The sequence below is a fragment of the uncultured Methanofollis sp. genome (genome assembly GCF_937919355.1).
Lineage (GTDB): Archaea > Halobacteriota > Methanomicrobia > Methanomicrobiales > Methanofollaceae > Methanofollis.
The window spans coordinates 1-22,905 of record NZ_CALFSA010000101.1; the positions used below are offsets into that span (position 1 = coordinate 1).

31 protein-coding genes, 1 tRNA gene and 1 other RNA gene are annotated in these 22,905 nt (G+C 62.2%); 13 read left to right on the top strand and 20 right to left on the bottom strand.

What is annotated here, in order from left to right; translation table 11 throughout:
• Nucleotides 1-194: 194 nt before the first annotated feature.
• The 3 genes from Q0520_RS04510 to Q0520_RS04520 all read right to left on the bottom strand — a co-directional run bounded on the left by Q0520_RS04510 (nucleotide 195) and on the right by Q0520_RS04520 (nucleotide 2,393).
• Nucleotides 195-1,088 carry a thermonuclease family protein gene (locus Q0520_RS04510; RefSeq protein ID WP_298667111.1) on the bottom strand — a complete coding sequence of 298 codons (894 nt, stop codon included), beginning with the start codon at nucleotides 1,086-1,088 and terminating at the stop codon, nucleotides 195-197.
• 74 nt (nucleotides 1,089-1,162) lie between these two features.
• The gene (locus Q0520_RS04515) at nucleotides 1,163-1,534 is read right to left on the bottom strand and encodes a cupin domain-containing protein (RefSeq protein WP_298667113.1); all 372 of its coding nucleotides are present in this window, start codon (nucleotides 1,532-1,534) and stop codon (nucleotides 1,163-1,165) included.
• Between the two features lie 124 nt (nucleotides 1,535-1,658).
• Nucleotides 1,659-2,393 carry a hypothetical protein gene (locus tag Q0520_RS04520; RefSeq protein ID WP_298667115.1) on the bottom strand — a complete coding sequence of 245 codons (735 nt, stop codon included), beginning with the start codon at nucleotides 2,391-2,393 and terminating at the stop codon, nucleotides 1,659-1,661.
• A 15-nt stretch (nucleotides 2,394-2,408) separates the two neighbouring features.
• Here Q0520_RS04520 and Q0520_RS04525 point away from each other — a divergent pair, with 15 nt between their 5' ends.
• Nucleotides 2,409-2,666: a hypothetical protein gene (locus Q0520_RS04525; RefSeq protein WP_298667117.1), complete on the top strand. Its 258-nt coding sequence runs from the start codon at nucleotides 2,409-2,411 to the stop codon at nucleotides 2,664-2,666.
• Here Q0520_RS04525 and Q0520_RS04530 read toward each other — a convergent pair.
• Nucleotides 2,609-2,968: a hypothetical protein gene (locus Q0520_RS04530; protein WP_298667119.1), complete on the bottom strand. Its 360-nt coding sequence runs from the start codon at nucleotides 2,966-2,968 to the stop codon at nucleotides 2,609-2,611. The genes Q0520_RS04525 and Q0520_RS04530 overlap by 58 nt on opposite strands.
• Nucleotides 2,969-3,038: 70 nt before the next feature.
• Between Q0520_RS04530 and Q0520_RS04535 the strand changes: the two genes are divergently transcribed.
• Nucleotides 3,039-3,272: a winged helix-turn-helix domain-containing protein gene (locus Q0520_RS04535; protein ID WP_298667121.1), complete on the top strand. Its 234-nt coding sequence runs from the start codon at nucleotides 3,039-3,041 to the stop codon at nucleotides 3,270-3,272.
• A 100-nt stretch (nucleotides 3,273-3,372) separates the two neighbouring features.
• On the opposite strand, the gene Q0520_RS04540 is transcribed toward Q0520_RS04535, so the two are convergent.
• Nucleotides 3,373-5,046 carry a phospholipase D-like domain-containing protein gene (locus Q0520_RS04540; RefSeq protein ID WP_298667123.1) on the bottom strand — a complete coding sequence of 558 codons (1,674 nt, stop codon included), beginning with the start codon at nucleotides 5,044-5,046 and terminating at the stop codon, nucleotides 3,373-3,375.
• Nucleotides 5,047-5,091: 45 nt separating this feature from the next.
• Here Q0520_RS04540 and Q0520_RS04545 point away from each other — a divergent pair, with 45 nt between their 5' ends.
• Genes Q0520_RS04545 through Q0520_RS04555 form a run of 3 tightly spaced genes read left to right on the top strand, consistent with a single transcriptional unit; the run spans nucleotide 5,092 to nucleotide 6,155 of the window.
• Nucleotides 5,092-5,682 (top strand): uridylate kinase, encoded by a 591-nt coding sequence (locus Q0520_RS04545; protein WP_298667125.1) that lies wholly within the window; start codon nucleotides 5,092-5,094, stop codon nucleotides 5,680-5,682.
• A 48-nt stretch (nucleotides 5,683-5,730) separates the two neighbouring features.
• Nucleotides 5,731-5,892: a zinc finger domain-containing protein gene (locus Q0520_RS04550; protein ID WP_298667127.1), complete on the top strand. Its 162-nt coding sequence runs from the start codon at nucleotides 5,731-5,733 to the stop codon at nucleotides 5,890-5,892.
• Nucleotides 5,893-5,894: 2 nt separating this feature from the next.
• The gene (locus Q0520_RS04555) at nucleotides 5,895-6,155 is read left to right on the top strand and encodes an elongation factor 1-beta (RefSeq protein ID WP_298667128.1); all 261 of its coding nucleotides are present in this window, start codon (nucleotides 5,895-5,897) and stop codon (nucleotides 6,153-6,155) included.
• On the opposite strand, the gene Q0520_RS04560 is transcribed toward Q0520_RS04555, so the two are convergent.
• From Q0520_RS04560 to Q0520_RS04570, 3 genes are all read right to left on the bottom strand, one after another.
• Complete coding sequence (locus Q0520_RS04560; protein ID WP_298667130.1) at nucleotides 6,139-7,101, bottom strand: malate dehydrogenase; 963 nt, start codon at nucleotides 7,099-7,101, stop codon at nucleotides 6,139-6,141. The genes Q0520_RS04555 and Q0520_RS04560 overlap by 17 nt on opposite strands.
• A 13-nt stretch (nucleotides 7,102-7,114) precedes the next feature.
• An RNA gene (gene ffs / locus Q0520_RS04565) (signal recognition particle sRNA) lies at nucleotides 7,115-7,426 on the bottom strand.
• Between the two features lie 12 nt (nucleotides 7,427-7,438).
• Nucleotides 7,439-8,455, bottom strand: coding sequence for a hypothetical protein (locus Q0520_RS04570; RefSeq protein WP_298667132.1), 1,017 nt, complete (start codon nucleotides 8,453-8,455; stop codon nucleotides 7,439-7,441).
• Nucleotides 8,456-8,561: 106 nt separating this feature from the next.
• Between Q0520_RS04570 and Q0520_RS04575 the strand changes: the two genes are divergently transcribed.
• Nucleotides 8,562-8,807, top strand: a complete 246-nt coding sequence (locus tag Q0520_RS04575; protein WP_298667134.1) for a hypothetical protein — start codon at nucleotides 8,562-8,564, stop codon at nucleotides 8,805-8,807.
• A gap of 8 nt (nucleotides 8,808-8,815) precedes the next feature.
• Here the strand turns inward: Q0520_RS04575 and Q0520_RS04580 are convergent, their stop codons facing one another.
• Both Q0520_RS04580 and Q0520_RS04585 read right to left on the bottom strand, forming a co-directional pair.
• Nucleotides 8,816-9,427, bottom strand: coding sequence for a DUF1269 domain-containing protein (locus tag Q0520_RS04580; protein ID WP_298667135.1), 612 nt, complete (start codon nucleotides 9,425-9,427; stop codon nucleotides 8,816-8,818).
• A gap of 72 nt (nucleotides 9,428-9,499) precedes the next feature.
• Nucleotides 9,500-9,922 carry a hypothetical protein gene (locus tag Q0520_RS04585; protein ID WP_298667136.1) on the bottom strand — a complete coding sequence of 141 codons (423 nt, stop codon included), beginning with the start codon at nucleotides 9,920-9,922 and terminating at the stop codon, nucleotides 9,500-9,502.
• A gap of 261 nt (nucleotides 9,923-10,183) precedes the next feature.
• Between Q0520_RS04585 and Q0520_RS04590 the strand changes: the two genes are divergently transcribed.
• A complete protein-coding gene (locus Q0520_RS04590; RefSeq protein WP_298667138.1) occupies nucleotides 10,184-10,576 on the top strand; it encodes a hypothetical protein in 393 nt (130 codons plus the stop codon).
• Between the two features lie 28 nt (nucleotides 10,577-10,604).
• Here the strand turns inward: Q0520_RS04590 and Q0520_RS04595 are convergent, their stop codons facing one another.
• Together Q0520_RS04595 and Q0520_RS04600 are read right to left on the bottom strand one after the other, a co-directional pair.
• Nucleotides 10,605-12,962, bottom strand: a complete 2,358-nt coding sequence (locus Q0520_RS04595; protein WP_298667140.1) for an arylsulfatase — start codon at nucleotides 12,960-12,962, stop codon at nucleotides 10,605-10,607.
• Between the two features lie 65 nt (nucleotides 12,963-13,027).
• Nucleotides 13,028-13,579: an HdeD family acid-resistance protein gene (locus tag Q0520_RS04600; RefSeq protein WP_298667142.1), complete on the bottom strand. Its 552-nt coding sequence runs from the start codon at nucleotides 13,577-13,579 to the stop codon at nucleotides 13,028-13,030.
• A 143-nt stretch (nucleotides 13,580-13,722) separates the two neighbouring features.
• Between Q0520_RS04600 and Q0520_RS04605 the strand changes: the two genes are divergently transcribed.
• Complete coding sequence (locus Q0520_RS04605) at nucleotides 13,723-14,262, top strand: small multi-drug export protein (protein WP_298667144.1); 540 nt, start codon at nucleotides 13,723-13,725, stop codon at nucleotides 14,260-14,262.
• A gap of 39 nt (nucleotides 14,263-14,301) precedes the next feature.
• On the opposite strand, the gene Q0520_RS04610 is transcribed toward Q0520_RS04605, so the two are convergent.
• From Q0520_RS04610 to Q0520_RS04640, 7 genes are all read right to left on the bottom strand, one after another.
• A complete protein-coding gene (locus Q0520_RS04610; RefSeq protein ID WP_298667146.1) occupies nucleotides 14,302-14,826 on the bottom strand; it encodes a DUF1269 domain-containing protein in 525 nt (174 codons plus the stop codon).
• Nucleotides 14,827-14,937: 111 nt separating this feature from the next.
• Nucleotides 14,938-16,146 (bottom strand): anaerobic sulfatase maturase, encoded by a 1,209-nt coding sequence (locus tag Q0520_RS04615; protein ID WP_298667148.1) that lies wholly within the window; start codon nucleotides 16,144-16,146, stop codon nucleotides 14,938-14,940.
• 20 nt (nucleotides 16,147-16,166) lie between these two features.
• Entirely contained in the window at nucleotides 16,167-16,415 is a 249-nt protein-coding gene (locus Q0520_RS04620; protein ID WP_298667150.1) for a hypothetical protein, read from the bottom strand.
• 18 nt (nucleotides 16,416-16,433) lie between these two features.
• Nucleotides 16,434-17,012, bottom strand: a complete 579-nt coding sequence (locus tag Q0520_RS04625; RefSeq protein WP_298667152.1) for a hypothetical protein — start codon at nucleotides 17,010-17,012, stop codon at nucleotides 16,434-16,436.
• Between the two features lie 85 nt (nucleotides 17,013-17,097).
• A complete protein-coding gene (locus tag Q0520_RS04630) occupies nucleotides 17,098-18,105 on the bottom strand; it encodes an AI-2E family transporter (protein WP_298667153.1) in 1,008 nt (335 codons plus the stop codon).
• Between the two features lie 27 nt (nucleotides 18,106-18,132).
• Entirely contained in the window at nucleotides 18,133-18,708 is a 576-nt protein-coding gene (locus tag Q0520_RS04635) for a hypothetical protein (RefSeq protein ID WP_298667155.1), read from the bottom strand.
• 8 nt (nucleotides 18,709-18,716) lie between these two features.
• Nucleotides 18,717-19,868: a PAS domain S-box protein gene (locus Q0520_RS04640; RefSeq protein WP_298667157.1), complete on the bottom strand. Its 1,152-nt coding sequence runs from the start codon at nucleotides 19,866-19,868 to the stop codon at nucleotides 18,717-18,719.
• Between the two features lie 318 nt (nucleotides 19,869-20,186).
• Between Q0520_RS04640 and Q0520_RS04645 the strand changes: the two genes are divergently transcribed.
• The gene (locus tag Q0520_RS04645) at nucleotides 20,187-20,696 is read left to right on the top strand and encodes a hypothetical protein (RefSeq protein WP_298667159.1); all 510 of its coding nucleotides are present in this window, start codon (nucleotides 20,187-20,189) and stop codon (nucleotides 20,694-20,696) included.
• A 36-nt stretch (nucleotides 20,697-20,732) separates the two neighbouring features.
• Here the strand turns inward: Q0520_RS04645 and Q0520_RS04650 are convergent.
• Nucleotides 20,733-20,804: transfer RNA gene (locus tag Q0520_RS04650), tRNA-Ile, on the bottom strand.
• Nucleotides 20,805-21,141: 337 nt separating this feature from the next.
• On the opposite strand from Q0520_RS04650, the gene Q0520_RS04655 reads away from it, so the two are divergent.
• The 4 genes from Q0520_RS04655 (at nucleotide 21,142) to Q0520_RS04670 (ending at nucleotide 22,899) form a co-directional block, all read left to right on the top strand.
• Nucleotides 21,142-21,510 carry a NifB/NifX family molybdenum-iron cluster-binding protein gene (locus Q0520_RS04655; RefSeq protein ID WP_298667160.1) on the top strand — a complete coding sequence of 123 codons (369 nt, stop codon included), beginning with the start codon at nucleotides 21,142-21,144 and terminating at the stop codon, nucleotides 21,508-21,510.
• Entirely contained in the window at nucleotides 21,501-21,767 is a 267-nt protein-coding gene (locus Q0520_RS04660) for a NifB/NifX family molybdenum-iron cluster-binding protein (RefSeq protein WP_298667162.1), read from the top strand. The genes Q0520_RS04655 and Q0520_RS04660 overlap by 10 nt, the downstream gene beginning before the upstream one ends.
• A complete protein-coding gene (locus Q0520_RS04665) occupies nucleotides 21,760-22,125 on the top strand; it encodes a DUF134 domain-containing protein (protein WP_298667164.1) in 366 nt (121 codons plus the stop codon). Before Q0520_RS04660 ends, Q0520_RS04665 begins: the two co-directional genes overlap by 8 nt.
• A 69-nt stretch (nucleotides 22,126-22,194) precedes the next feature.
• Nucleotides 22,195-22,899, top strand: a complete 705-nt coding sequence (locus Q0520_RS04670; protein ID WP_342765238.1) for an endonuclease/exonuclease/phosphatase family protein — start codon at nucleotides 22,195-22,197, stop codon at nucleotides 22,897-22,899.
• Nucleotides 22,900-22,905: the final 6 nt, after the last annotated feature.

Consider the following 22,905-nt stretch of genomic DNA (forward strand, 5'->3'; position numbering starts at 1 on the left):
TCCAGGCCCTCGCCCTCGCCGCCCTCCCCCTCACCCACGTCGTCAACGTCTGCCGCGCCCTCACCCTTATGAGCGGCCTCGACCTCCTCCTCCTCGGCCTCCTCTGGACCGCCGCCGTCACTCCCCTCGCCTTCTTCCTCGCCCTCAGGATGATGAAAAAGCGGCTTATCCGCTGAAAAAAAGAGGCCCCGCCCTCACCGCTCGTGCGGCGGGACAAGGTTCATCGCGGCGACAGCCTTCGGCACGTCCGACGGCCAGATAAAGACCCGGTTATACGGCTCCACCCTGTGGTATTCCTGCGGGTAGAAGATCTCGCCCGTCGTCATGTCCGCACAGTACCGGTCGATCCAGGCCCCCCTCTCAGACGACGAGAGACGCTTCCCCGCAAGGGCCTTTGCCGTGACATCGTAGAGGCGCACGCACATCCTGAACTCATACCCCGTCAGGGCCAGCGGGTCCGCCCACGCCCCCCTCTTTACCCTGTACGCCTCCTCCGCCGCCTCGCGTATCATCGCAAGGTCGGCATGCCGCGGCAGACTCGGGTAGACCGGGAAGAGCGCCGCCCACCCCGACGCCACCATCATCAGGTTGAAGGTCGCCCTCTCCTCCCGCGTCATCGTCTCCCTCTCCTTCGCCGTGTAGTGCGGCGCCATGTACGCGAGCAACCGCCCGTACTGGTCGAAAGGCTGGTCGGCCACCCGCAGGAACAGGTCCCTCTTCGACCCATTCGGCCGCGTCAGTTTCTCGGCAAGGAGTTGCTGGAAATAGCGGGCCGCCTCCATCCCCTGGTCCTCCTGGAGAGACCCGGCCGACCCCGTCGCAAGCTTCGGCCTCAGGTGCTCCCCGAGGCCGTGCTCCACCGCCGCCTCCCCGTCCTGTATCCAGTCTGCCAGCTGCGCAAGATCGGCGTCGTGCCGCGACGGCGGCGTATTGACAGGATAGTGCACCTCCGGCGTGTCGATCGAGAGCATCCTGATCGACATCGAGACATACGGACTGTCCCCGTCGCTCACCCGCAGGTATTTCTTTTTGCCCAGGGTATCGAGTTCGATCCCCTGGGGGTCCCAGAATATGGCAACATTCTGCATCGTCTCCCCCCGCCGTAGCCGGCAGTGCCGGGCTTACGGCACCACGCCATGGACCGGAGGGGATATATGGGTTTTTATCGGGAGAACACCTCCTCGTCCTCCCCCCGCCACGCGGGGTCGACGACCGCCAGGATGACAAGGTCGCCCTCGCCCGTGTTCTCGATCCACTGGACCGCCCCCGGCGGGATAAAGACCACCTGCCCGGCACGGACCCCGGCAATTTCCCCCTCGATATGCATCTCGCCCCTCCCCGTGACGATGTAATACGTCTCCGCCGAAGTCTTCAGGCGGTGCGGGAGGGACGCCTCGCCCGGACGGAGAAAAGCGTGGGCAATGGAACAGCGGTTTGTACAGGCCGGTTCGTTCTTCGGGTGGAGGAGTTCGCGGAGATGAGTCCTGTCGCCTGCCGTGAAGACAGGCGTGGTCCCGACATCCCTGATCAGCATGGAGGAGAGATAGGCGTCCCGGGAAAAAGAACATCATCCCCTGCAATACCGCCCTCCCCCTTCGACGCTCGCCTGGCCCCGCCGTCCATGACGATTGCGGCCCGGACCATTCAGGTGTGGATATTCATCCCTCTCCCGTCTCCACCACCTCGTCGACGACGGCGGTGAGGTCGGCGCGGAGGCGGGGGTCGAGGCCCCCCTCCGCCGCGAGGAACACCCCGGCGGCCCCTGCAACCTTCAGCCTGCCCGTCACGAACCTGATGAACCGGGAGACATCCTCCGATGAGAGGTAGATGAGCATCGTCGAGACCGAGTCGAAGAGGACGAAGACCCTCCCTCCCCCGCTCCCCCTGATACCCTGGGCGATCGCGATCCCCAGGCCCGTGAGATCGCCGGGACTCTTTACGAAGATGACATTCTCCGCGTCCTCAAGCCCTCTCCCGGCCGCGTACTTCGTGACCGCATCGACAATGCGGACGCGTGCAGGGTCGACACCCCCCTCGGCGTAGAGCCTCCTGAGGACGGCGTACGGCAGGTCGGTGGTGACGACGACGGCCTTTGCGCCCCGTGCCGTCATCCCCCTGACAATCCCCAGGTTGGTCTCTGTCGCCGCCGGCGAGAGGACAAGGGAGATTTTCCGGTCTTCATCTCTCTCATGGACAGGTATCATGGGCTTCACCGTGCCGGCCCTGGTCAGGAATATCCCCGCCTGGGCCTGTCGCCGATCCCCCTCAGGGAGCTGAAAGTATATGCAGATACTGCCCCCGCCCCTCCCCCCGCCCGTCGTCCTCTTCGTGGCCCTCGACATCTCCTTCCTCACCGGAGTGACCTCGAACACGGCCATCGCCTCCGTCTCCATGGGCCTCACCCGTACATGCTCATGCTCCCCGCGGCGGTCTGCTCCTCCATGGCCTTCATGCTCCCGGTCGGTGGCGACCCCGCCCCCTGCTACGTCGATATGAAAGACCTGATGAGTTCGGGCCGGGTGCTCACCTTCATCGGCGTCTTCCTCTGGATGTCCTTCCCTCTTCACGGTCGTGATGTGGGCCCTCCCCGACGGGGCGGCGGTGCCGGTCAGGTGAGGACGACGTCCGCCGCCGCCCTCACCACCACCTCTTTTTTCCCCCGGTAGGTCTGCACCGTCCCGGCGATCTCCACCCTGTCCCCCTTCGCAAGGACGACACCTTTCGCCGCCGTCGCCGGTATGAAGACCCGCGTCCCGTTCACCCCGGCGATGAGATGGCCGCCGGAGAGTTCGCGCACCTCCTCCACAGTCCCGGTGAGGAGGACGAAACTGCCGTCCCCGGCCTCAGGTGTCCAGGGGACGGCAAAGGCCGCGCTCCCGATCGCGGAGAGACCGAGGTGCACCCCGACGAGGAGGCCCGATATGCCGAAAAGAATTATGAAAGCCTTTATTTCTGGAGATGCAAGCATGATGTAATATTCTGCCGTGTTTTATATAATGGGCGATACTTTCATATGTTAACGGTGTTAACTATTGATTATGCACCCGACCACCCTCCCACCTTCCTCCAGGAAGGTCCTGATCATCCTGGAGGACGGCGGTGCGATGACGCACAAAGACCTCGTCCGCTCTTCCAACCTTGCACCGCGGACCGTCAGGTACGCTCTGAAGCGCCTGAAGGACAACGACCTCATCATCGAGAAGTTCAACTTCAAGGACGCCCGCCAGATCATCTACCAGTACAAACCTCAGCAGGCCGTTGAGGCCGTCTGAGCACAGCACGAGTCCCTCTTTTTCGCCCCCGTGAATCATTCGCGCGTGAGACCGTCCCGTCGTTCTGTACCCCGAAAAAAAAGCCGTGCCTTTCTCTTCATCACCCCTCCCACAACACCCGCCTCGCCACGTACACGGCGGCGAAGAGGACGACGACACCGAGTGCGGCGATGATACGGTAATCAAACCCTGCATCCCCCCCGGCACGTGTCCCGGCCTCCCAGTCGGCCGCGAAAGTGCGGGCGAAGTACGCCGCCGCCGCCGGGTGCTCGATGATCACGCCCGCCTCGCGGTTGAAGTCGGGGGAGTTGTCGTTCCAGTTGATCGAGGAGACGAGCACGCTCCTGTTGTCCACGACCACCCCCTTCGTGTGGACCTTCTCCAGACCTGCCGCCGCAAGGTCGATGCAGCGCGCCTCCATCGGGATCCCCTCACGCCGGGCGAGTCCGTTGATCCAGGCCGCCATCTCGTCATTGTCCTTCTCCCCCTCCACATTGAACCATGCGGAGTCGAGGAGCACCTGCACGGCGACGCCGCGGCGCGAGGCATTGATCGCCTCGGCCAGGTACCGGTTCGCCCCTCCAACCGTGCTGTTCGTGATATATGCCTGCTCGATGAGGACCCGCTCCTCCGCCCCCGCGATCATCTGCCGCACGAGACCGCTCGTATCAGGCGCGAGCACCGGCGTCACCCGTGCACCATGAACAGTCTCCGGCGCGAACCGCACTTCATACCCCCCGCCCCCCGTCTCCGCAAGGCCCCCGCCCTGCGGCGCCGGGACAATGTCGCCGCCCGTGCAGTCGGCCCTGTAGACCTCCGCGAAGTAGCCCGCGACCCCGGCGTCCTCCACCCACGCCCCCCAGCCGCGGTTCCCCCACTCCCCGGTTTCAGGGATGCCACTCTCCTTGAAATTCTCCGACGTGACCAGGACGCCCCTCCCGTCGACGACCATGTACTTCGCGTGGTCGAAGCGGTAACGGGCATGGGCGTCGCCCGCCGTCTCCATCATCATCACCGTGACGCCGTGGTCGGCGAGCATCCGGGCGACCCCCTTCTCTTCGGCGCTGATCCCCCCGACAGGCCCACCCTCGACGAGGACCGAGACATCGACCCCCCTCCCCGCGGCGCCGGCGAGCATCTCCGCGATCCCCGGGTGGGTGAACTCGTAGACATTCACATCGATCCTCTCCCGTGCCGAAGCGACCGCCTCCGAAAGCACCTCATACGAGCAGTCCGGCGAGACAAAGAGAGTCACCGTGACATTCTCGAATGTCCGCGGGGCGAAGTCCGACTGCCCGATGAAGAAGGGCCTCGGGTCCCATCCCCCGTCAACAAGGGTATGGACCTGCCCCTGCCGCGCCGCGACGTCCTCCGGCCACCCGACCTCCTGCACGACCGCCCCGCCGACAATAAGAGTAATGCTGTCCTTCTGGTTTGCAAGCCTGAAGTCGCCCCTCCTCAGCATGTCAGGGACGGTGGCGTCGGTGCCGACGACCTCATAGTCAGGGAGAGAACCATGGGCCCGCAGATACCCGGCCGCTTCACGGGCGACGACGACCCGTCCATTCACCGTGCTCCCCTCGGGGAAACGGACGCTCCCCTCGCCGTCGGTGACCTCGATACCCCCGGGGCTCCCGCTCCCTTCAAGGACAAAGTACTCGTCGGGTTCCCCGGTGAGGTAGGTGTCCGGGCAGAACGCGACGATCTGGAAGGCCCCGGCCGTCCCGGCGAAGAGGGCAAGGAGGAGGATGACGATGGCCGTCCGCATACTCATCGGTCTTTCCCCCGTGTTTTTATAATCCGCCGGTCCACGCAGATCATGGACCTGCCTCTCGTCGTCAAGATCGGGGGAAGCCTCACAGACCACGCCGCCGCCGTGGTCGGGGAAGTGCTCGACGCCGGCGTCCCGGCCCTCGTCGTCCCGGGCGGCGGCCAGTTCGCCGACGCAGTCAGGGCCCTCACCCCCCCCGACACCCCGGCGCACTGGATGGCCATCGCCGCCATGGAAGCCTACGGCTGGTACCTCTCCTCCTTCGGCCTCCCCGTAACCGCCGACCTTACCGTGCCCGACACCCCGACAGTCTTCCTCCCCTATGCCGCACTCAGGGCGCACGACCCCCTCCCCCACTCCTGGGCCGTCACCTCCGACACCATCGCCGCCTGGGCCGCCGGCGAGATCAGGGCCTCTCTCGTCCTTGTTAAATCAGTGGACACCCTCACGCGCGCCGGCGTCCCTGTCGCCGCCGTTCACGCCCCCTTCCCCTGCGACGAAGTCGACCCCCTCTTCCTCCCGTACCTCTTCGACCGCCGCATTCCCGCACAGATTGTCAACGGCCGGGTCGCGGGCCGCCTCCGCGCCCTCCTCAGTGGTGAGGACGTCCCCTGTACCCGCGTCTACCCGAGCATTTAATTGCCCATAAGATGCAAAGATCACTAACTCTTAACTGGGGTTTAATCTATGGCTATGGAAAAATGCACGTCATGCAAAGCACCACTCTCCGAATGTGGTGCGACCAGGTTTAACTGCCCCGTCTGCGGGAACGAGATCAGGCGCTGTGCCCAGTGCAGGGAACAGAGCATCACCTACACCTGTGAAAAATGCGGGTATCAGGGGCCATAACCATGGGAAAAGTCGCCGTCATTTTGAAACTCATGCCTGAGTCGGCTGACATCCCGGTTGAGGACCTCAAGAAGGCCATCAAGGCGACGGTTGAGGGCATTGACGACATCAGGGAGGAACCGATCGGATTCGGCCTCTCCGCTCTGAAGGTCGCCGCTGTCATTGAAGATGAAGAAGGCGCCACCGACGCGCTGGAGTCAAAACTCGCCGCCGTTAAAGGCATTGCAAGTGCAGAGATCTCCGACGTCAATCGGATGATCTAATAGCTTCCATTTTTTCCAGGACTTCCTGCGTGATCCCCCGGATCTTCTCGACCGAGGCGCGGAACGCGGTGAGTTCGTTCTCCTCGATCCTGATCGCCACAGGAAAGACACCCTCCCGGTTGACCCGTGCAGGGACGCCGATGCAGGTGTTCCCGACATTGTGGACCTCGCTCTTGATGTAACTGGAGACCGTCAGTATCCTGTTCTCGTTTGCCATGATCGTCTGGACCAGGGTTGCGATGGCGTCGCCGGGCCCGTAAATTGTTGCCCCGCTGTTCTTGATGATGAAACTGCCGCTGCTTTTGACCCTCTCCACCATCTCATCCATCGGGAGACTGGAAAATGCCGGCAGGTTCGATATCCTGATACCGCCGATCGTCGTCGCCGACCAGAGCGGGACCATGCTCTCCCCGTGCTCGCCGATGATGCGGGTGTGGACCTCGCTCACGTGGACGTGGAAGTAGTCTGCGATCAACGCCTTCAGCCGCATCGAGTCCAGGTGCGTACCCAGGCCGAAGACCTGTCTCGGGTCCATCCCGGAGTACCGGAGAAAGACCGCCGTCATCACGTCGACCGGGTTCGTGATCATGAGGACGATCGCTTCAGGTGCGCGTCTGCCGACCTCTTCGGCAATCGGAGCGATGATCTGGGCGTTCCCAAAGGCGAGGTCGATACGGTCCTGTCCTTCCTGGCGCGGCACCCCTGCCGTGACCACGACAACGTCGGAGTCGGCATAGTCCTCAGGGCGTGTGCTCCAGGTAATGGCTGTCCCGATCCCCCGTGCGGCACACGAGTCTGTGAGGTCATGACAGAGGCCCGCGAGAGATTGTTCCCTGCCAGGCCGTCCCATGAGGAGCACCTCATCGACGTGAGGGATACCTGAAATGGAATGAGAAGCAAAAGAGCCAAGCCTTCCCGTGGCTCCGACAACAGTGACTTTTGACATGGGGATCAGTCAATTAGGGACGGGTCCTCGGTCGACAATGCGTGCCTGCTCTTGTCCCGGCACTCCTTCTCCACCCCGCACCCCCATGGGCGCCGTACGTCCACGGTAAGTCTGCTCCCTTCCGGGCCTGAACCGGTCTCCGCGGTACGAGGTCTTTGCCCCCTACAGGGCATCGATCCCTCTCCGTCGACCTCATGGGACAAGGCTTCTCAGTCGGAACACACAGGGCGCCAGCAGATCGCCAGAGCCTTCCTCGGACTTCGCCCTCCGCGTACCGGCGATTTCGGATCACAGGTGACGCCGAGCCACCCGGGCTAGTCCCCATATGTACTATGACTCACGGGATAAATGCCTTCCCTCCACCGGCACCACGCCAGGCGGCGAGTGCACGGGTGCAGGCGTCCCGGTCTTCCTTTCCAAAGATATCAAGGGCCGCAAGGGACCTTTCCGGCTTTTCGAGCAGGGGTGGGAGACGGGCGAGGTCGCCGTGGTAGACGAGGAGGTGCTGGTCCCCCCATGCCTCGGCGACGAGGACGGGGTCGTCTCTCACCTCCGGGATCATCTCTCTCTCAGCGTGGACGGCGATATCGTCGACGAGGAAGGCGTCCCTGTTCGCCCTGATATTGGCCGCGGTCCAGAAGGCGGCAGGGCCGTGGGCATCGCAGAAGACCACCTCCGGCACCCCGGCAAGGGCGGCGGCAAGCCCGAGCGTCCCGGCGCCGGAGCAGGCGTCGACGAAGGTATGGGGGGCGTGCCTGCCGATCTCCCTCTCGACCGCGGCGATCTTCAGGTTGACAGGGCGGGGGAACTCGATGTGCGTCTGCGAGAGTTCCTTGTAAACGACGACCTCCCCGATGGACGTGGAGAAGAGGTTTGCCTGGACGTCGCAGCCCGCGAGGAGTTCGTGGGCGGCATGTCCGCCGGCGGTGAGGCCCGGTACCGCCTGCCCTGTCCTGACCACGCCCCGCACCTCGGGCACCTCGCGGACGATCCTCTCCGCCGCCCTCCGGTCGGGGTGAGGGGAGAGGAGGACGAGAGACCTGGCCGGGAGGAAGGGCGGGGTGGCAAGGGCGAAGCCGGGGTGGACGACCGGCATCCCGGCGGCCCTGAGGGGTTCGGTACCAGCGATCGTCCCCTCCTCCCTGAGGACCCGGTAGATCGAGGCGAAGACCTCGTCGATAAAACGCCGGCCACATGTACAGGCGGCGGCGGGTTCATAGTCCCGCGGCAGGGGCGCCCCCTTGTCGAGGGGGACGGCCTCGCACTCATTGCAGGGGGAAAAAACCACGGGCACGGTCCCGACGACCTCCGCCGCGTCCCTGACGCACTCCCCTCCGCAGACCGGACACTGCATGGACGCACGTGGGGTGCGGCGACATATAGTCTTACCCGCCCTGCCCGGAGAAAATATATAGTGTGGGTGTCATTCTCCCTCCTCTCTCCAGAGGGAGGAACACCAGATGTTGTCACGTTATGTCATTCTTGCCATACTGCTCGTGCTGGTGGCGGTGATCGTTGCCGGGTGCAGCCCCTCGGGGCAGCCTTGCCTGACAGGTACACCGTCTCCGGCAGACCTCAACGCCACCGTCAATGCCACCCCTGAGGCCTCTCACGGTGCCGATATCCCCGGTGCGATCGCCCACACGCAGGTCTATGTATTCTTCAAGGACATCGCCCTCAGGGCCGGGATCGGCCAGGTGCCCTGACAGAAGGGTCACTGTGCCGGAACAGCGATCTTTTTCTTCTCCTCTTTATCTGCCGCCTCCACCGCCGCGGCGAGGTCTGCCCCGGCGAGCAGCAGGGCTTCGGGCGTCACCATTCCCTGCGCGAGCACGAAGCCGCCGGCATCGCGCAGCGCCTCCTTGAGCCCGATCGCCCAGGTGTGCTCGATCAGCATCACGGCTGCGGCGCTGTTTGCCGGGATGGCGTCGCCGATCTTCGCCAGGTCGTCCTTGGCGATGCCGAAGTCGTACTCCGCCACCCGCTCCGCGCCCGCCTCCGCGCCAGCATACATCCCCTCTTTCCCGGCCGCCCCGTACCCGATGAGGGCTCCGACAACAGCGCCGAAACGCAGCCTCTCCTCTTCGGTGAGATCAGTCGCCTGAAAATCGGTGACTTTCCCGCTGGCATCTTTCCAGACAAAGAGCAGGTCTATCAGCCTCATCGTACCCTTTTCGCGCAGGGACCTCAGTTCCTTGAGGACCTTCCCATGAAACTCCGGCTCTTCAAAACCGATCACGACCATCTGCATCGGTCCGTACATTACTTTTGCCATCTCTTCCTCCATCGTTCCTTCCCTGTGCCGGGAAGGGGCGACCTGTGTCATGACCGCACAATATAAAAATGTGGTGATTGTTGTGGAACGGTCTCCTTACCGGATTTAACGGCTCATCCGGTCTCAGGGTGTGCACTTCAATTCGGCAAAGAGGTTCTGCCACGCCTGCCTGAAGGCGACGCGCTGCTCCGTGACCGATGATAGGCCCTCCCCCAGGGTGGCACTTTCCGGGATGCTCCTGACCGAGTTTTCCAGGTTGGTGTACGCCGTCTCAAGTTCAGTCACCCGTGCCGATTTCAGGTCTTTTGCCGATGTCCTGACACTCTCCATCGCTTTTTTGACCTCGTCCTGGGCCGTTCGCAGGTCCCCGACGGTCGAGTCCCTGTTGATCGCCTCGACTTTCTTTAACGCCTGGTCCAGGTCTGCCATACTCTGGCAGAGCTGTGCCTCTGCCTGCTGGCTTGTGGGCTGCTGGGTGCACCCCGCGATGGCGACGACCGCCAGAATGGCGACGCCGATACAAATTCCGATTGTCTCTTTTTTCATCCTCTCCCTCCGGACCGGGTTTCTGGTGAGTGTACCCGCCCGGTCTCCTGCCACGGATATATGGCGGCAGATATATATATTTTGGGCCATGCCCGGCCCCTCACCCGGTCTGGACGCCCGGCACTCCCCCCACCCCCCCGGATCTCTCCTGAAAACCCGGAGATATCTCCAGACAGCCCCACAGAGTTACAGGTATATAGTGGGAGGATATTCTCCGGGTACCGCCCGGCATGTCCGGGCAGTCTGGAGATGATTGTTGTCATGGCACGAAACCGACCATTTGGTATTACGGTCCTTGCATTTCTGGCCATTCTTGCGGCGATCCAGGCCGTGGTCTATACCCTGCAGATGCTGCACCTCCTCCCCGTCACCCTGGGGCCGGTGCGTTTCTTCACCTTCGACCTTCTCGGGGCAATCCTCTGGGGCATGCTTGCGCTCATCTATCTCTGGGTCTTCCGGATGCTCTGGAACCTCGACCCGCAGGGATGGGTCTTTGTCGTCCTCCTCTCTATCCTGAACCTCATCATGGCGGTCCTCTCCGTCTTTGGTGCGTCCACCTGGGAGGCGATGGCGCCTGCACTCCTGATCAACGGCGTCATTCTCATCTACTGCCTGGTACCCGGCACGAAAGAGGCGTTCGGAGTACCCGGATAGGGAAAAAAAGGGGTGGTCTCTCTCCGGCTTACTGCCGGGCGAGGGCCATCCTGATCTCGGCCTCGTGGTCCTCGATCCTCTCCCCGCTGACATCGACGGCCACCCGGTGGATCGTGCCGGTGAACACAAATGGTGGCCTGTACAGGCCTGTGACCGACGAACCCTGGCTCCGTCCGCAGGAAAGCCCCCCGCCAAGACCGATGACAAGGGGGATGGTCACGGGCACCTCCATCTCACCCACCGGCCTCTCATTGAAGTACAGCCGTCCGGTGCCAGGCGCACCCTTTCCATTCCTGATGTCGGGCTCGCCGGTCTTCTCGAACTGGTAACTGAGGACCACCCGGCCCTCCGGCACCGTCTCCGTGGAGACGAGGTGGAACTCCCTGATGCCCACATAGTTGTGGACATAGTGGAGCCTTTTGTCCTTCACGAAGAGGGCATACCCCCCTGTGTTGCCGCCGTGGGTGAGCAGGACCCCCTCGGCCCCTCCCTCCGGGATATCAACCAACGCCGCGATGACGTGCGAACGGTTGAGTACCTTCACGGCCGGGTTCTCGGGCACTCCTTGCGTCCCCGGGAAGTAGTTATAGCGCGCCCTGTCCCGCCCGACCTCCGGGCGAGGCTCGGTCAGGCGCTGGATCCCGCGGCCGTCGATGGGCAGCACATGGTACCTGCCCGCCTCCGCGTACCAGAGGGTGATCAGTTCCTGCAGGACCCCGGGGTACTCCTGTGCGACATTGTGCGCCTCGGCGCAGTCGGTCTCCACATGGTACAGTTCCCAGCCCTTTGCATCGAGTTCCCTGAGTTTTTCCGCGGTGATGGGCTGGCCAAAAGGCCCGCCCTCGGCGAAGGACGGGCCTGGCCAGGGACAGACCGCCTTCCAGCCATTGTGGTAGAGGGAACGGTGTCCGAACATCTCGTAGTACTGCGTTGCGTGCCCTGACGGTGCCCCGGCGTCGTCAAGGCTCCCGGCAAAACTCACGCCCTCAATGGGCGACTGCGTCACGCCCCTGATCTCCGCGGGGGGCCTGATACCCAGCACCTCCAGCACTGTGGGCACGATATCGATGGCATGGGCGTACTGCGCCCTGATCTCCCCCTTCGCCCTGATACCGCCTGGCCAGTGGACGATGAGCGGGTCGCTGATGCCGCCCCTGTACGTCTCCCTCTTCCAGCGCCTGAAGGGCGTGTCGCCGGCCCAGGTCCAGCCCCAGGCATAGTGGTTGAAGTACATCGGCCCGCCCAGGTCGTCGAGGGCCGCCAGGTTGTCCTCCAGGGACTCGGGCACATAATTGAAGAACCTGTTCTCGTTGACCGACCCCGTGGGGCCGCCCTCGGCGCTGGCACCATTGTCTGAGATGACCATGACCAGGGTATTTTCCCGTTCGCCGATCGATTCCAGGTAATCGAGGACGCGCCCGATGTGATAATCGGTCTGCTCCAGGAAACCCGCGAAGACCTCCATCATCCTGGCGTACAGGCGCCTCTCCTTCTCCGGGAGTGCGTCCCACCGCGGCACGTCAGGGTCGTGCGGCGGGAGGTCTGTGCTCCGCGGGACGATGCCGAGTTCCTTCTGGCGGGCAAAGACCCTCTGCCGGTAAACCTCCCAGCCATCGTCGAAGGCACCCCTGTAGCGGTCGGCCCACTCCTTCGGCACGTGGTGCGGGGCGTGCATCGCGCCCGTGCAGTAATACAGGAAGAAGGGCCTGTCGGGGGCGACCTGCTTCACGTCGGCGACGAATCCGATCGCCCTGTCCGCGAGGTCCTCGTTGAGGGTATAGCCCTCCTCAGGCGTCCGCGGCGGGTCGACCGTGTGGTTGTCGTGGACGAGGTCAGGATAGTACTGGTGGGTGTCGCCGCTGAGAAATCCGTAAAACCGCTCAAAACCGCGGCCCAGGGGCCAGCGGTCGTACGGCCCGGCCGCACTGATCTGCTCGGCCGGTGTCAGGTGCCACTTGCCGACCGCGAAGGTGCTGTAGCCGTGCTGGAGCAGTATCTCTGAAAGGAATCCGTTTTCAAAGGGGATGCTCCCATAATAGCCCGGGTACCCGGTTGATATCTCGGTGATCCCGGCCATGTTGTTGGAGTGATGGTTGCGCCCTGTCAGGATGCAGGACCGTGTCGGCGAACAGAGCGCCGTCGTGTGCATGTTGGTGTAACGCAGGCCGCCTTCGGCAAGACGGTCCAGGTTGGGTGTTTTGATGGGCGAACCATAACAACCCAGTTGTCCGAAACCGGTGTCGTCGAGCACGATGATCAGGACGTTCGGGGCTCCTTCTTTCGCCCGCACGGGTGCGGGCCAGGCTGGCGTCGACTCTTCAATCGTCCGGCCGATCTTTCCCGGGAACGCGGTCCCGGGCTGGTATTCGATCAGTTTCTTGTTCATCTCCATCTCCCTCAGGGAGGGGGGGATACCCGGAGTGGGCGTACAGCATATATATCCCCGCTCTCTCATCCTGCCGCCCGCAGGCGGAAGGAGAAGACCATGGCGCTCACCCCGCCGATGATCGCAAGGATGCCGAGGATCAGCACCAGGGATGTGATGGTGAAATAGGGGTTTGCGAGCAGGACGATGCCGAGCACGATGCTGAGGACGCCGAGGATGGCCGGCGCCCACCCGCCGCCGGTCATGCCCCGCACAAGGGCCGCGGCCCCCATGATGACCCCCAGGATACCGATGAAGATTGTAAGGAACGAGGAGACGATGACCGTGCTGTACATCGGATACGCCAGCACCACGACGCCGGCGATGATCCCGAGGACCGCGAAGATGATCGTCCATATCCCGTGCTCCCCGCCGAAGAACATACCGCCAAGAGCGATGATCCCGCTGATCATCCAGTAGATCCCGAGGAAGGTGACCAGCACTATGAGAGTCTGCGCCGGCCATGCGAGCAGGACCAGCCCGAAGACGAGGGCGACGATGCCCTGGAAGAGGACAAGCCACCAGGGAAAGTTTTCCTCTGCGACCACACCATCGGCACGGATCGTTTCACCGTTCATGATAACACCTGGGTGCAGGAATCTCCTGTGCAGTTATATGCCTTTCGTACTCCCGTACCCCAACCTATATCCCCGGGCAGAGAGTCATGGGGAAACACCGGGGACCGTGAGGGTGTGCCCTCCTGTCCAGGGGGGATCGCACCATGAATCCCGACCATCTCTTCACCTTGCTCAGGCAGGCGTCAAAGGTCGTACTGATCGTCGTCATCTTCACCCTGCTCTTCCCCCTTCTTCTCGGCTTCGTCCTCTCCGTCCCTTCGAGCGTGGTCCTCGGCCTGGTCTCCTCCACCTTCATCCTCCAGGCGAACGCCGTCTTCGTCGGTGTGGCGATGGGCCTCCACCCGGCCATGATCATCGCCGTCATGACCATCTTCGAGGTCGGCGCCGTGCTCGCGATCTTCGAGACCTGCGACACCTTCGCGATGGAGTCGGCGCGGGTCCGGGCCATGCTTGAGAAAACCGAAAAAAAGATGCAGACGATGAAATATCTCTCAAAATATGGTGTCTATACTCTCCTCTTCCTCCCGGCCCTCCCCATCATCGGCCTCTACTCCAGCGTCGTCATTGCGTGGATTACCCGGTGGGACCGCCGCCTCTCTCTCCTTTTCATCACCCTCGGCTGGATCGGGATGTGCCTGTTCCTCCTGTTCATGAAGTTTGGCGTTCTCATGATCTTCCTCTGATGACGGTGGACAAAAAAAAGTGGAGATCGCAGGGCCCTCTCACATCGCAGGGACCGCGACCTTCTCCTTCTCCGCCGGCGCCTCATCACCGAAGGCCGCCCTCAGTTTTGCCTCGTTCTCCGCGGTCATGGACGTCCTGATAACCGTGCCCTTGAACTCCGCCATCTCCGTGAGGAACTTGTCGGGCGTCACGTCCTTGATCAGCATGAAGACCGCCGAGTTCCCTGGCTTCACCGTCTCCGAAACGTCCTTGATGAACGTGTCGTCGATGCCGTAGTCTGCAAAATGACCGGCGATCGCACCGGCGATCGCGCCGATCGCAAGCCCGAGGACCGGCACAAAGAAGATAAGCCCGATCAGAAGGCCCCAGAAACTTCCGCTCAGCGCACCTATCCCTGCAAGGCTCGTCGACTGCTTGATGTCGGTCTTCCCGTCCTGGTGGCGGACCACCACGACCAGGTCCTCGAGCCCGACCAGGTGCTCCTTGCTCATCTGTGCGAGTTTGTCCCGTACGCGGAACGCAGTTTTTTCGTCGTCAAAGCCGACGACAACCAGATCACTCATAATTCGTCCCCCCTCTTGTCATACGCGTCAGCCCGGAAGACACCGGACCTGTACCCCGGATGGGGCAGACGGTATAAATACCGCGTGATCCCTCCGGGAAACCGCACCTCTTCACCGTTTCCCGCAGCACCGTTTGTACTTCAGCCCGCTCCCGCAGGGACAGGGGTCGTTCCGCCCCCTTTTTTCCCCCCCGGTCGCCTGCCTCTCCATAATCTCTGCCGGCGCCCGCCCATGCTTGAGGAGGCCTGCCATGACCCGCATCGGCCTGTCGATGTGGGTGAAGAACGCCCTGTACCCCTCGCACAGGCAGTTCAGTCCCGTCTCCCCGTCAGGTGTGCTGGTCGTGCGGTCCTTCGGGCAACCGCCGTTGCAGGCAAACCGCACCGTGCAGGTGCGGCAGTACGCGGGCAGGGTGGCCTGTTTGCCCTCCCCGAAACGCCGCTGTTTCTCGCATGCGGCCAGGTCGGCGAGAGGTGTCTTCAGGAGGGTGCCGAGGAGGTGGTCAGGCCCGACAAAGTGGTCGCAGGCATAGAGGTCGCCGGTGTGTTCGAGGACTGGCGCCGCCCCGCAGGTCGGGGCGAAGACGCACATGCCCGCCCCGAGCCCCGCCCATACCGAGAGCGCCGCATCGAAGTGCCTGACAAAGACCTCTCCGACGTCCCGGCGCACCCACTCGTCGAAGATAGTGCAGAGGAACCGCCCCCACTGCGCCGCTGTCACCGACATTTCCCCTGCCCCTGTGAGAGGGATGAACTGTATGTGCCCGGCCCCGGTCTCGTCGCGGAGGAACCGGTAGGCGTCGAGGGGGCGGTCGGCATTGGCGGCATGGACACACGCAAGAATGTTGTGCTCGACACCGTGCTCCCGCAGGAGGGAGATGCCCCGCATCACGCGGTCGAAACTCCCCTTTCCCTGCCCGTCGACACGATAGGCGTCGTGCATCTCCCGGGTGCCGTCGAGGCTGATGCCCACGAGAAAACCGTGCTCCCGGAAAAACTCGCACCACTCGTCGTCCAGGAGTGTGCCGTTCGTCTGGATGGTGTTCTCGACCATCATGCCTGGCCGCCTGTACTTCTCCTCCATCTCCACCGATCGCCTGAAGAAATCGAGACCCATGAGGGTGGGTTCGCCCCCCTGCCAGGCGATGGTCACAGGGGAGTCCCGGGTGGCGCCGAGGCACTGCCTGATATAGGCGTCCAGCACCTCGTCGGTCATCCGGAAACGGCTCCCCGGGTACAGGGCCTCCTTCTCCCGGTAAAAGCAGTATGTGCAGGCGAGATTGCACCGGGCGCCTGCCGGTTTCGCGAGCAGGTGGATCATCCCTGTCTCCCGGCCTCCCCTCAGGTGCGCTTCAACCCCCTCTCACCCGAGACCTGCCAGCACACAAGCCCGTAGATCTCCCTGACGGCCAGGACCGAGAGAATGATCGCGGCGATGAACATGACGACGATGAATGCCGCGAGCGCCCGGTCAGGGTCGACTCCCGCCCCTCCCGCCACCGCCCCGACAAGGTGCGGGAAATGCGGGACGAAGACGACGAGCGTGATCACGAGTAACAGGAGGACGGTAAAAATGGGGAATGGTCTCATATCCAGTCCCGGATCGGATCAGGTCTTTTTCTCCTCCGCAGGCGGGGTTTCTTTCAGTTTTTCAACCCTCTTCGAGAACTCCACGGCCTTCTGTTCGATCTCGACCGAGAAGATCCGTCCGGCCTGGAAGAGGACGATGATCGCCCAGATAACCAGGAGGACCAGGACCACACCGGCAAGCACCCCGAGGACCCCTGCGATCAGGGGCAGGAAGAAGAGGTACGCAACCACGGCAAGGAGCACGTAGCCGATGAGCCTGAACCCGGTCTGGTATCTCTCCAGTTTGTCATCTGAGACCTCTCCCTTTGAGAAGGCGAGTGTCGCATACCCGGCGACGGCGTTGGTGACGTCGATGATCTCCTTGAGGATGGCGAGGAAGACAATGATCAGGGCGATGATGACGATCCCTGATATCAGCGGCTGCAGCCCGATCAGGCCGAGAAATGTCGGGTCGCCGAGCGATCCCGCAAGAGGAATGAAGATATAGACCGCGAAAAGCCAGATCAGAAAGGCGATGACGATCTCGACGATGATCTTCGGGAGACTGTCTACAATCTCCCGCCTGGATTCTGTATATATTTCTTCACGGGTGACCATGTTACCACCACGGCGACACAGGATGTATAAATCGAGATTTATATTTGCCGGTCGTCGCAGTGCTGGTGCGGACACCGGAATTTCTCTATTGTTCCGACCTTTTCGTCTCCATCAGTCTGGCAAGCCAGCGTGTCTCCTCCGAAGATTCGAGCAGAGTTTTTGCGGCGAGGGTGAGCGGAACAGCGAGGAACATGCCCGGTATCCCGAGCACACGCGTCCAGAAGAAGAGGGAGACGATGGTAACGGCCGGGGAGAGGTCAGGGACTTTTCCGGTGTCAGGTGTGACGGAGATCCTTTCTCCAAGATAATTGCTCCCGGCGATGGCGATGGCGACCGCCGCCGCTCCCGGCGTCCCGTATTCCAGCCAAGCCATCCCGATGGGCGGGACGGCGGCGATCCAGATCCCGATGAAGGGGATAAAACAGAGGATGAAGACGAGCACCCCCCAGAGCAGGGGAAAATCAACACCGGTCACAAGGAGAAAGAGCCCCGTCCCCGTCCCGGTGGCCAGGGCGGTCCTGCCCCTCCCCGTGAAGTACCCGACGACGACATCAGAATACCGCCCGAGTGCATGCCTCTCCCCGACCGCGGGGAGGAAGAACACGGTGACCAGCAGGACCAGAAAAAATTCGGCGAGCAGTGTGGCGAGACCTGTGAGCACGCTCACGACAGAGGGGCGGAAGGGGGTGTCGCCGTTGATGATGATCTCGCCTGCGGGGACACCTGTCTCCGGCATGAATGACCGTATCCTCTCTACCTGGGTTCCGAGCATCTCCTGATAGGCGGGCAGGGCCTCTCCCATCTGGATGAGGGAGGTGGAGAGTACCCAGACAAGAAATACGGAGGAGAGGACGACCGCCCCCATCACGAGAGCGGCCGCCGCGACCGGCGGCACACCCATCTCCAGAAGTTTTTTCCGGAACGGGGCCATGAGGACGGCGATGAGGAGTGCAAAAAGAATCGGGTTGAGGAAGTCCGCCGCGGCGTACATGCCGGCGGCCACGATGACAAAGGCGGCCCCGCAGATGAGGGCCGTTCCCGCCGGACTCATGATGATGGCGGCGTCCATCCTCCTCCCGCCCTCCTCTTTCACGTCCCCCCGTGGACGTGAAAGCGGTATTTATGCCTGCCGCGTCTCTGTCCCTTTTGTGGTGGCGGTATCGATGACACTGTCCGTGATCGCGGTCAGCCGCGAGAGGAGGGACGGGTCGATGCCCGACTCCACGACGATGAAGACGCCGGAGATGCCCAGTATCTTCAACTTGCTTGCGAGATAGTGGATGAATTTCAAAATATCTGCGGATGAAAGGTAGATAAGCATCGCATTGATGGAGTCGACGAGGACACAGGTATTTTGATCAACCGGATCTTTCAGGATCTCTGTTATGGCGATGGAGAGTCCGGTGAGGTCGTCGGGGCGAGACAGGAAGACGCTCTCCGGCATATCCGGGGGTGCGTCGCCGCCGGCGTACTTCGTGACCATGTCGATGAAGCGTATGCCGGTGGTGTTGATGCCGTTTTTCCGGTAATACCCGGCAAGGGGGTGAGCAGGCTGGTTGGCCGTGACGACGACGACACCGATCCCCTCTGCCATGACCTCCCTGACGACAGACAGGTTGCTCTCCCTCGCCGAGTGTGCCGCCGAGAGGAGCAGGACGATCCGGGGACTGCCCGGGGTGATGCCAAGGACGCTCACGCCCCCTCCTACCGCCGCAGGAAGATGCGGAAAGCCTCGGGGATCTCCCGCCGCCCCTCTGCGATGGAGGCGTTGAGTTCCCGGAGGTTCTCGGCGATCTGGCCCGCGGCTGCTATCTGAACTCTTATCTGAGCGAGGATCTCCTCCTTCGGGACAGACCCCTCCCTGATATCGTCGTAGATTGATTCAATGTTCTCCCGCAGGAGAGCGACAGGGTTTTTGAGCCTGAGGGCAGACTCGGTGATGTAGGCGAGCATCGCCTCCTCGGTCTCCTGCCGGTGGATCGCCGACCCTATGATCCCTGCCGCTGCCCCGAGGGTGTCGATCTCGACCTCGGTCCAGTGCCTCCCCTGCCGTGTCTCGTCAAAGCCGATGAACCCCCACCAGCGGCCCCCGACGTGGATAGGGACGATGACGACGGATTGGACCCCCAGCGCTTCCATGTTCTGCTTTTCAGTCTCTTCGGCATCACTGATACTGGCAAAGACAGTCTTGCCCGCCCTGAGGTCGATCTCCCACTCCCCGACCCCGGCCTTCTGGTAGGAGAGTCCCTTAAGCCAGGGGGTGGTGATCTCGCCTCCATGCCCCTCTCTGTCCCATTCGTACCGGCCCTTCATGAGGGTCTCGCCGGTCTCCGGGTCTGTGATATTTTCGAAGAGGTAGACACGGTGGACCTCGGTTGCAGTGCAGAGGCTCCGGAGTGCCCTGACGATCTCCTCCTCCCAGGCAGGTGCCGCGAGGAAGCGACCTGCCATGGTACTGATCGCTTCGAGGATGACGTCACGCCTGTGGAGGGCCTGTGCTACCTGTTTCTTTCCGGTGATGTCGAGTATCGAGACGATGAAGAGGCCGCGGTCGGGGATGGTCCTGACCGTGACGGCCGCGTCGATGAAAGATCCGTCTTTCCGTTGCAGCCGCATCTCCCTGATGGCCGGCGCCGTCCCGGTCACGGCGAGGGCCGCAAGGTCGCCGCCCCCTGTGATCTGCGACCACTGCATCACCCCCTCGACCTCTGTTTGCCCGTACCTCGTCATCCTGAGGAACCGACGGTTCGCCCTGATGATCGTCGAGGTGCGGTCGGCAAGGACGAGTCCGTCGCCGCTGGCATCGAAGACCGACTCGTAAAGGTCGGGATCGATGCATGTGTCTCTTCCGCTCACAGGAATGAGTGTATCGCCATTACTATATAATCTCTGCTGTTTTGTTATTCGCTTTTGAATGTGTGTTTCAGGATCTCGGGCATTGCAAAGGCCCATATAGTCTTTCCCCGAGTGTGGGGCCCTTTATGCTGCTCCTCTCCTGTATCAGCCGGGCGTTTTTCGTCCTGGCGTCGGTGGGAGTTGCAGTGACCTTCACGACTCGTGCCCTGTGCTCTACCTGTTCGGGGAGGAGACGCCGATACCCTCATATGGGATTGGACACCCAGAGGGGACGACGGCCCCCTGGCCGGTATTCCATCACGGGGAGGATGGCCGACCATGACGAAAAAAGCGGATTTCACCACCGAGGAATGGAACAGGCTCCTGCAGGCGCCGGTCGCCGCAGGTTTTGCCGTGATGCTCGCCGACCCCGACTTCACCGGCATCCTCCGCGAGTTGAAGGCCCTGTCCCGCGCCTTCGAGAGGCTCGACGTCCCGCGGGAGGCGGAGGAACTGGTCGGGTCAGTTGTCGCCGACCTCAGGGCGATGTCGGAGAGGAAGGAGCACATCCCCGGGAGCGAGGACTTTACCGAGGGGAGGCCCGAGGAGATCAGGGTGCGGATGCTTGAGAACCTCCGCGGTGTCGTCCCCATCCTTGCAGTCAGGACGACGCCCGGCGAGGCGATGGGCTTCAGGGTGTGGCTCCTTGGCATCGGCAGGGCGGTTGCCGAGGCGAGCAGGGAGGGTGGTTTCTTTGGTATCGGTGGTGCTCGCGTCAGCGAGAAGGAGAAGGCGGCCCTCAGGGAACTTGCAGAGGCGCTTGAGGTGCCGCTCGCTGCGGCGGCGTGAGAGTTGCAGTTCAGGTAATTTTTTTGAGAATAGGGATGGGCCCGGAGGGATTCGAACCCACGGCCACCCGGTTATGAGCCGGGCGCTCCACCACTAAGCTACGGGCCCGCGTGCACTGGATCTCTCTTCTGGAGGGAGAACCTCACGGTACCGTATATCTCTCACTCCCAGACCATATTAAGTCTGCGTGCGCTCTCTCCCCCCTCTCGATCGGACGCGGTATCTCCGTCCCTTCTCCGCTGCCCCTCATCCCTGGCACAGGTCTTTGCCCTGACCTGCGGTTTTATCAATTGTGCTCATATGAGTACTATCTGCCTGCATGGGTATGGTGAACGACATGCCCGGATATGACGGAGCCGGAGCGCACCGGTTCAGGACACTGGTCTATGTGGCCCTGGTGGTGGCGTCGGCATGAGAGGGCGCCGTCCCGGCAGGTGGTGAAAAGATGAAACTTGCAATTGCACTCGATGGAAATTTCGTCTCCGGCCACTTCGGCCACTGTGAAGCCTATGCACTCTTCGACGTCAAAGACGGCGCTGTATCCAGACTGCCCGACCTTGCGAACCCCGGTCACGAACCCGGTTTTCTCCCCCGCTATCTCGCCGAACACGATGTCAATGCCGTGGTCGCCGGAGGGATGGGGCCGCGGGCCGTCGACCTCTTCTGCCAGAACGGGATCGAGGTCTTCCTCGGCGCCTCGGGGCCGGTCGAGGATGTCGCCGCCGCATATGCCGCCGGAAAACTTGTACCCGGTGAGAGTTCCTGCACTCACGGCACGGAAGAGCACGAAAACTGCAAAGGGGGATGCCATTGATCGTCTGCATCACCGCCGACGGCCCAGACGCCGCGTCTCAGGTCCAGCCGCGTTTTGGCCGTGCCCCGTACTTCGTCTTTGCCGACACGGAGAAGGGGACCATCGAGGCGGTGAAAAATCCGGTCGCGAATGCGCAGGGCGGCGTCGGCCCGCGTGCGGTGCAGGCAGTCCTCGACCACGGCGCCACCTCGCCCGCGTCGGAGGCCCCATATCAGATGGCCGAGCACCTCTCTCGCGAGATGAAGATCCGTGGATGACGGGGTGCAGGGCAGGTGTTGCGGCCGCGGGAGAGGACGGCCACGGGCCCCGCGCCTGATTGCCGAGGGAACGGCCTTCCGCTGTTTCGGCCCCCTCTGCGAGAGGTCAGGGGAGGTCGTCTTCCTCCTCCCCGAGGAAGTCGAGGCCCTCAGGCTCGCCGACCTGGAAGGCCTCGAGCAGGAGGACGCGGCGGAGAGACTCGGCATCTCCAGGAAGACCTTCTGGCGCGACCTCCACGAGGCGCGGCGGAAGGTTGCCGACGCCCTGGTCAATGGCAAGGGGATCAGGATCGCCGGGTGCCGGAGGAGGGCGGAGGAGTGCCCCCGCCGCCTCTGTGACGACACGGCGAAGGAATGATTTTTTTATATCTCCCATTTCCCCTGTGTTCGCTCGCTTCTCAGACCTGATCTTTAAACCGGTAAGCGCGTGAAAATCTGTACCTGGAACTGCAATATGGCATTCAGGAAAAAATATCCGGCGATTCTCTCCTATGATCCGAATATTCTTATTGTTCCCGAATGCGAAAATCCCGATCTCTTTGATAGTACGTTCTATACCGGCGCTCTATGGATCGGGAAAAATCAGCATAAGGGCCTTGGGGTTTTCAGCTTTCATGATTATGAGATCTCGACTCATGAATCTTATTCTGGCGATTTTTTATATGCCCTGCCTGTGCAGCTCGAATCTCCTGAAAATCTGAATCTCATTGCTTTTTGGGCCATGAATAATCTCAGAGATCCCGGACGGAGATATATCGGTGAGGTCTGGCGTGCCCTCGGTTACTATCAAAATCTTTTTGATTCGCCCGCAGTCGTTGCCGGTGATTTTAACTGGAACATTATCTGGGATCACCGCCCAAAAATGGATTTATATGGTGATTTTGCTGATGTAACCGCCTTTTTGGGCCGCTATGACGTCCAGAGTTTATACCATGCTTCCGCTGGTATTCCCTTCGGCCGCGAACCTGACCCGACATTATACCACAGAAAAAATCGTCTGAAGCCCTATCATGTCGACTACATCTTTTCATCGTCTGATCTTCTATGCCGGATGGAATCGATGACCGTCGGCGGGTATGACGAATGGATCACGCTCAGCGACCATATGCCGGTCATGGCCACTTTTCAATGAGCAGAG

Excerpts from the sequence above, each read along its gene's own strand:
- Q0520_RS04510 (WP_298667111.1), bottom strand. The coding sequence starts at position 1,088 with ATGCAGAATGTTGCCATATTCTGGGACCCCCAGGGGATCGAACTCGAT.
- Q0520_RS04515 (WP_298667113.1), bottom strand. The coding sequence starts at position 1,534 with ATGCTGATCAGGGATGTCGGGACCACGCCTGTCTTCACGGCAGGCGAC.
- Q0520_RS04520 (WP_298667115.1), bottom strand. The coding sequence starts at position 2,393 with ATGGAGACGGAGGCGATGGCCGTGTTCGAGGTCACTCCGGTGAGGAAG.
- Q0520_RS04525 (WP_298667117.1), top strand. The coding sequence starts at position 2,409 with ATGCTCATGCTCCCCGCGGCGGTCTGCTCCTCCATGGCCTTCATGCTC.
- Q0520_RS04530 (WP_298667119.1), bottom strand. The coding sequence starts at position 2,968 with ATGCTTGCATCTCCAGAAATAAAGGCTTTCATAATTCTTTTCGGCATA.
- Q0520_RS04535 (WP_298667121.1), top strand. The coding sequence starts at position 3,039 with ATGCACCCGACCACCCTCCCACCTTCCTCCAGGAAGGTCCTGATCATC.
- Q0520_RS04540 (WP_298667123.1), bottom strand. The coding sequence starts at position 5,046 with ATGAGTATGCGGACGGCCATCGTCATCCTCCTCCTTGCCCTCTTCGCC.
- Q0520_RS04545 (WP_298667125.1), top strand. The coding sequence starts at position 5,092 with ATGGACCTGCCTCTCGTCGTCAAGATCGGGGGAAGCCTCACAGACCAC.
- Q0520_RS04550 (WP_298667127.1), top strand. The coding sequence starts at position 5,731 with ATGGCTATGGAAAAATGCACGTCATGCAAAGCACCACTCTCCGAATGT.
- Q0520_RS04555 (WP_298667128.1), top strand. The coding sequence starts at position 5,895 with ATGGGAAAAGTCGCCGTCATTTTGAAACTCATGCCTGAGTCGGCTGAC.
- Q0520_RS04560 (WP_298667130.1), bottom strand. The coding sequence starts at position 7,101 with ATGTCAAAAGTCACTGTTGTCGGAGCCACGGGAAGGCTTGGCTCTTTT.
- Q0520_RS04570 (WP_298667132.1), bottom strand. The coding sequence starts at position 8,455 with ATGCAGTGTCCGGTCTGCGGAGGGGAGTGCGTCAGGGACGCGGCGGAG.
- Q0520_RS04575 (WP_298667134.1), top strand. The coding sequence starts at position 8,562 with ATGTTGTCACGTTATGTCATTCTTGCCATACTGCTCGTGCTGGTGGCG.
- Q0520_RS04580 (WP_298667135.1), bottom strand. The coding sequence starts at position 9,427 with ATGACACAGGTCGCCCCTTCCCGGCACAGGGAAGGAACGATGGAGGAA.
- Q0520_RS04585 (WP_298667136.1), bottom strand. The coding sequence starts at position 9,922 with ATGAAAAAAGAGACAATCGGAATTTGTATCGGCGTCGCCATTCTGGCG.
- Q0520_RS04590 (WP_298667138.1), top strand. The coding sequence starts at position 10,184 with ATGGCACGAAACCGACCATTTGGTATTACGGTCCTTGCATTTCTGGCC.
- Q0520_RS04595 (WP_298667140.1), bottom strand. The coding sequence starts at position 12,962 with ATGAACAAGAAACTGATCGAATACCAGCCCGGGACCGCGTTCCCGGGA.
- Q0520_RS04600 (WP_298667142.1), bottom strand. The coding sequence starts at position 13,579 with ATGAACGGTGAAACGATCCGTGCCGATGGTGTGGTCGCAGAGGAAAAC.
- Q0520_RS04605 (WP_298667144.1), top strand. The coding sequence starts at position 13,723 with ATGAATCCCGACCATCTCTTCACCTTGCTCAGGCAGGCGTCAAAGGTC.
- Q0520_RS04610 (WP_298667146.1), bottom strand. The coding sequence starts at position 14,826 with ATGAGTGATCTGGTTGTCGTCGGCTTTGACGACGAAAAAACTGCGTTC.
- Q0520_RS04615 (WP_298667148.1), bottom strand. The coding sequence starts at position 16,146 with ATGATCCACCTGCTCGCGAAACCGGCAGGCGCCCGGTGCAATCTCGCC.
- Q0520_RS04620 (WP_298667150.1), bottom strand. The coding sequence starts at position 16,415 with ATGAGACCATTCCCCATTTTTACCGTCCTCCTGTTACTCGTGATCACG.
- Q0520_RS04625 (WP_298667152.1), bottom strand. The coding sequence starts at position 17,012 with ATGGTCACCCGTGAAGAAATATATACAGAATCCAGGCGGGAGATTGTA.
- Q0520_RS04645 (WP_298667159.1), top strand. The coding sequence starts at position 20,187 with ATGACGAAAAAAGCGGATTTCACCACCGAGGAATGGAACAGGCTCCTG.
- Q0520_RS04655 (WP_298667160.1), top strand. The coding sequence starts at position 21,142 with ATGAAACTTGCAATTGCACTCGATGGAAATTTCGTCTCCGGCCACTTC.
- Q0520_RS04660 (WP_298667162.1), top strand. The coding sequence starts at position 21,501 with ATGCCATTGATCGTCTGCATCACCGCCGACGGCCCAGACGCCGCGTCT.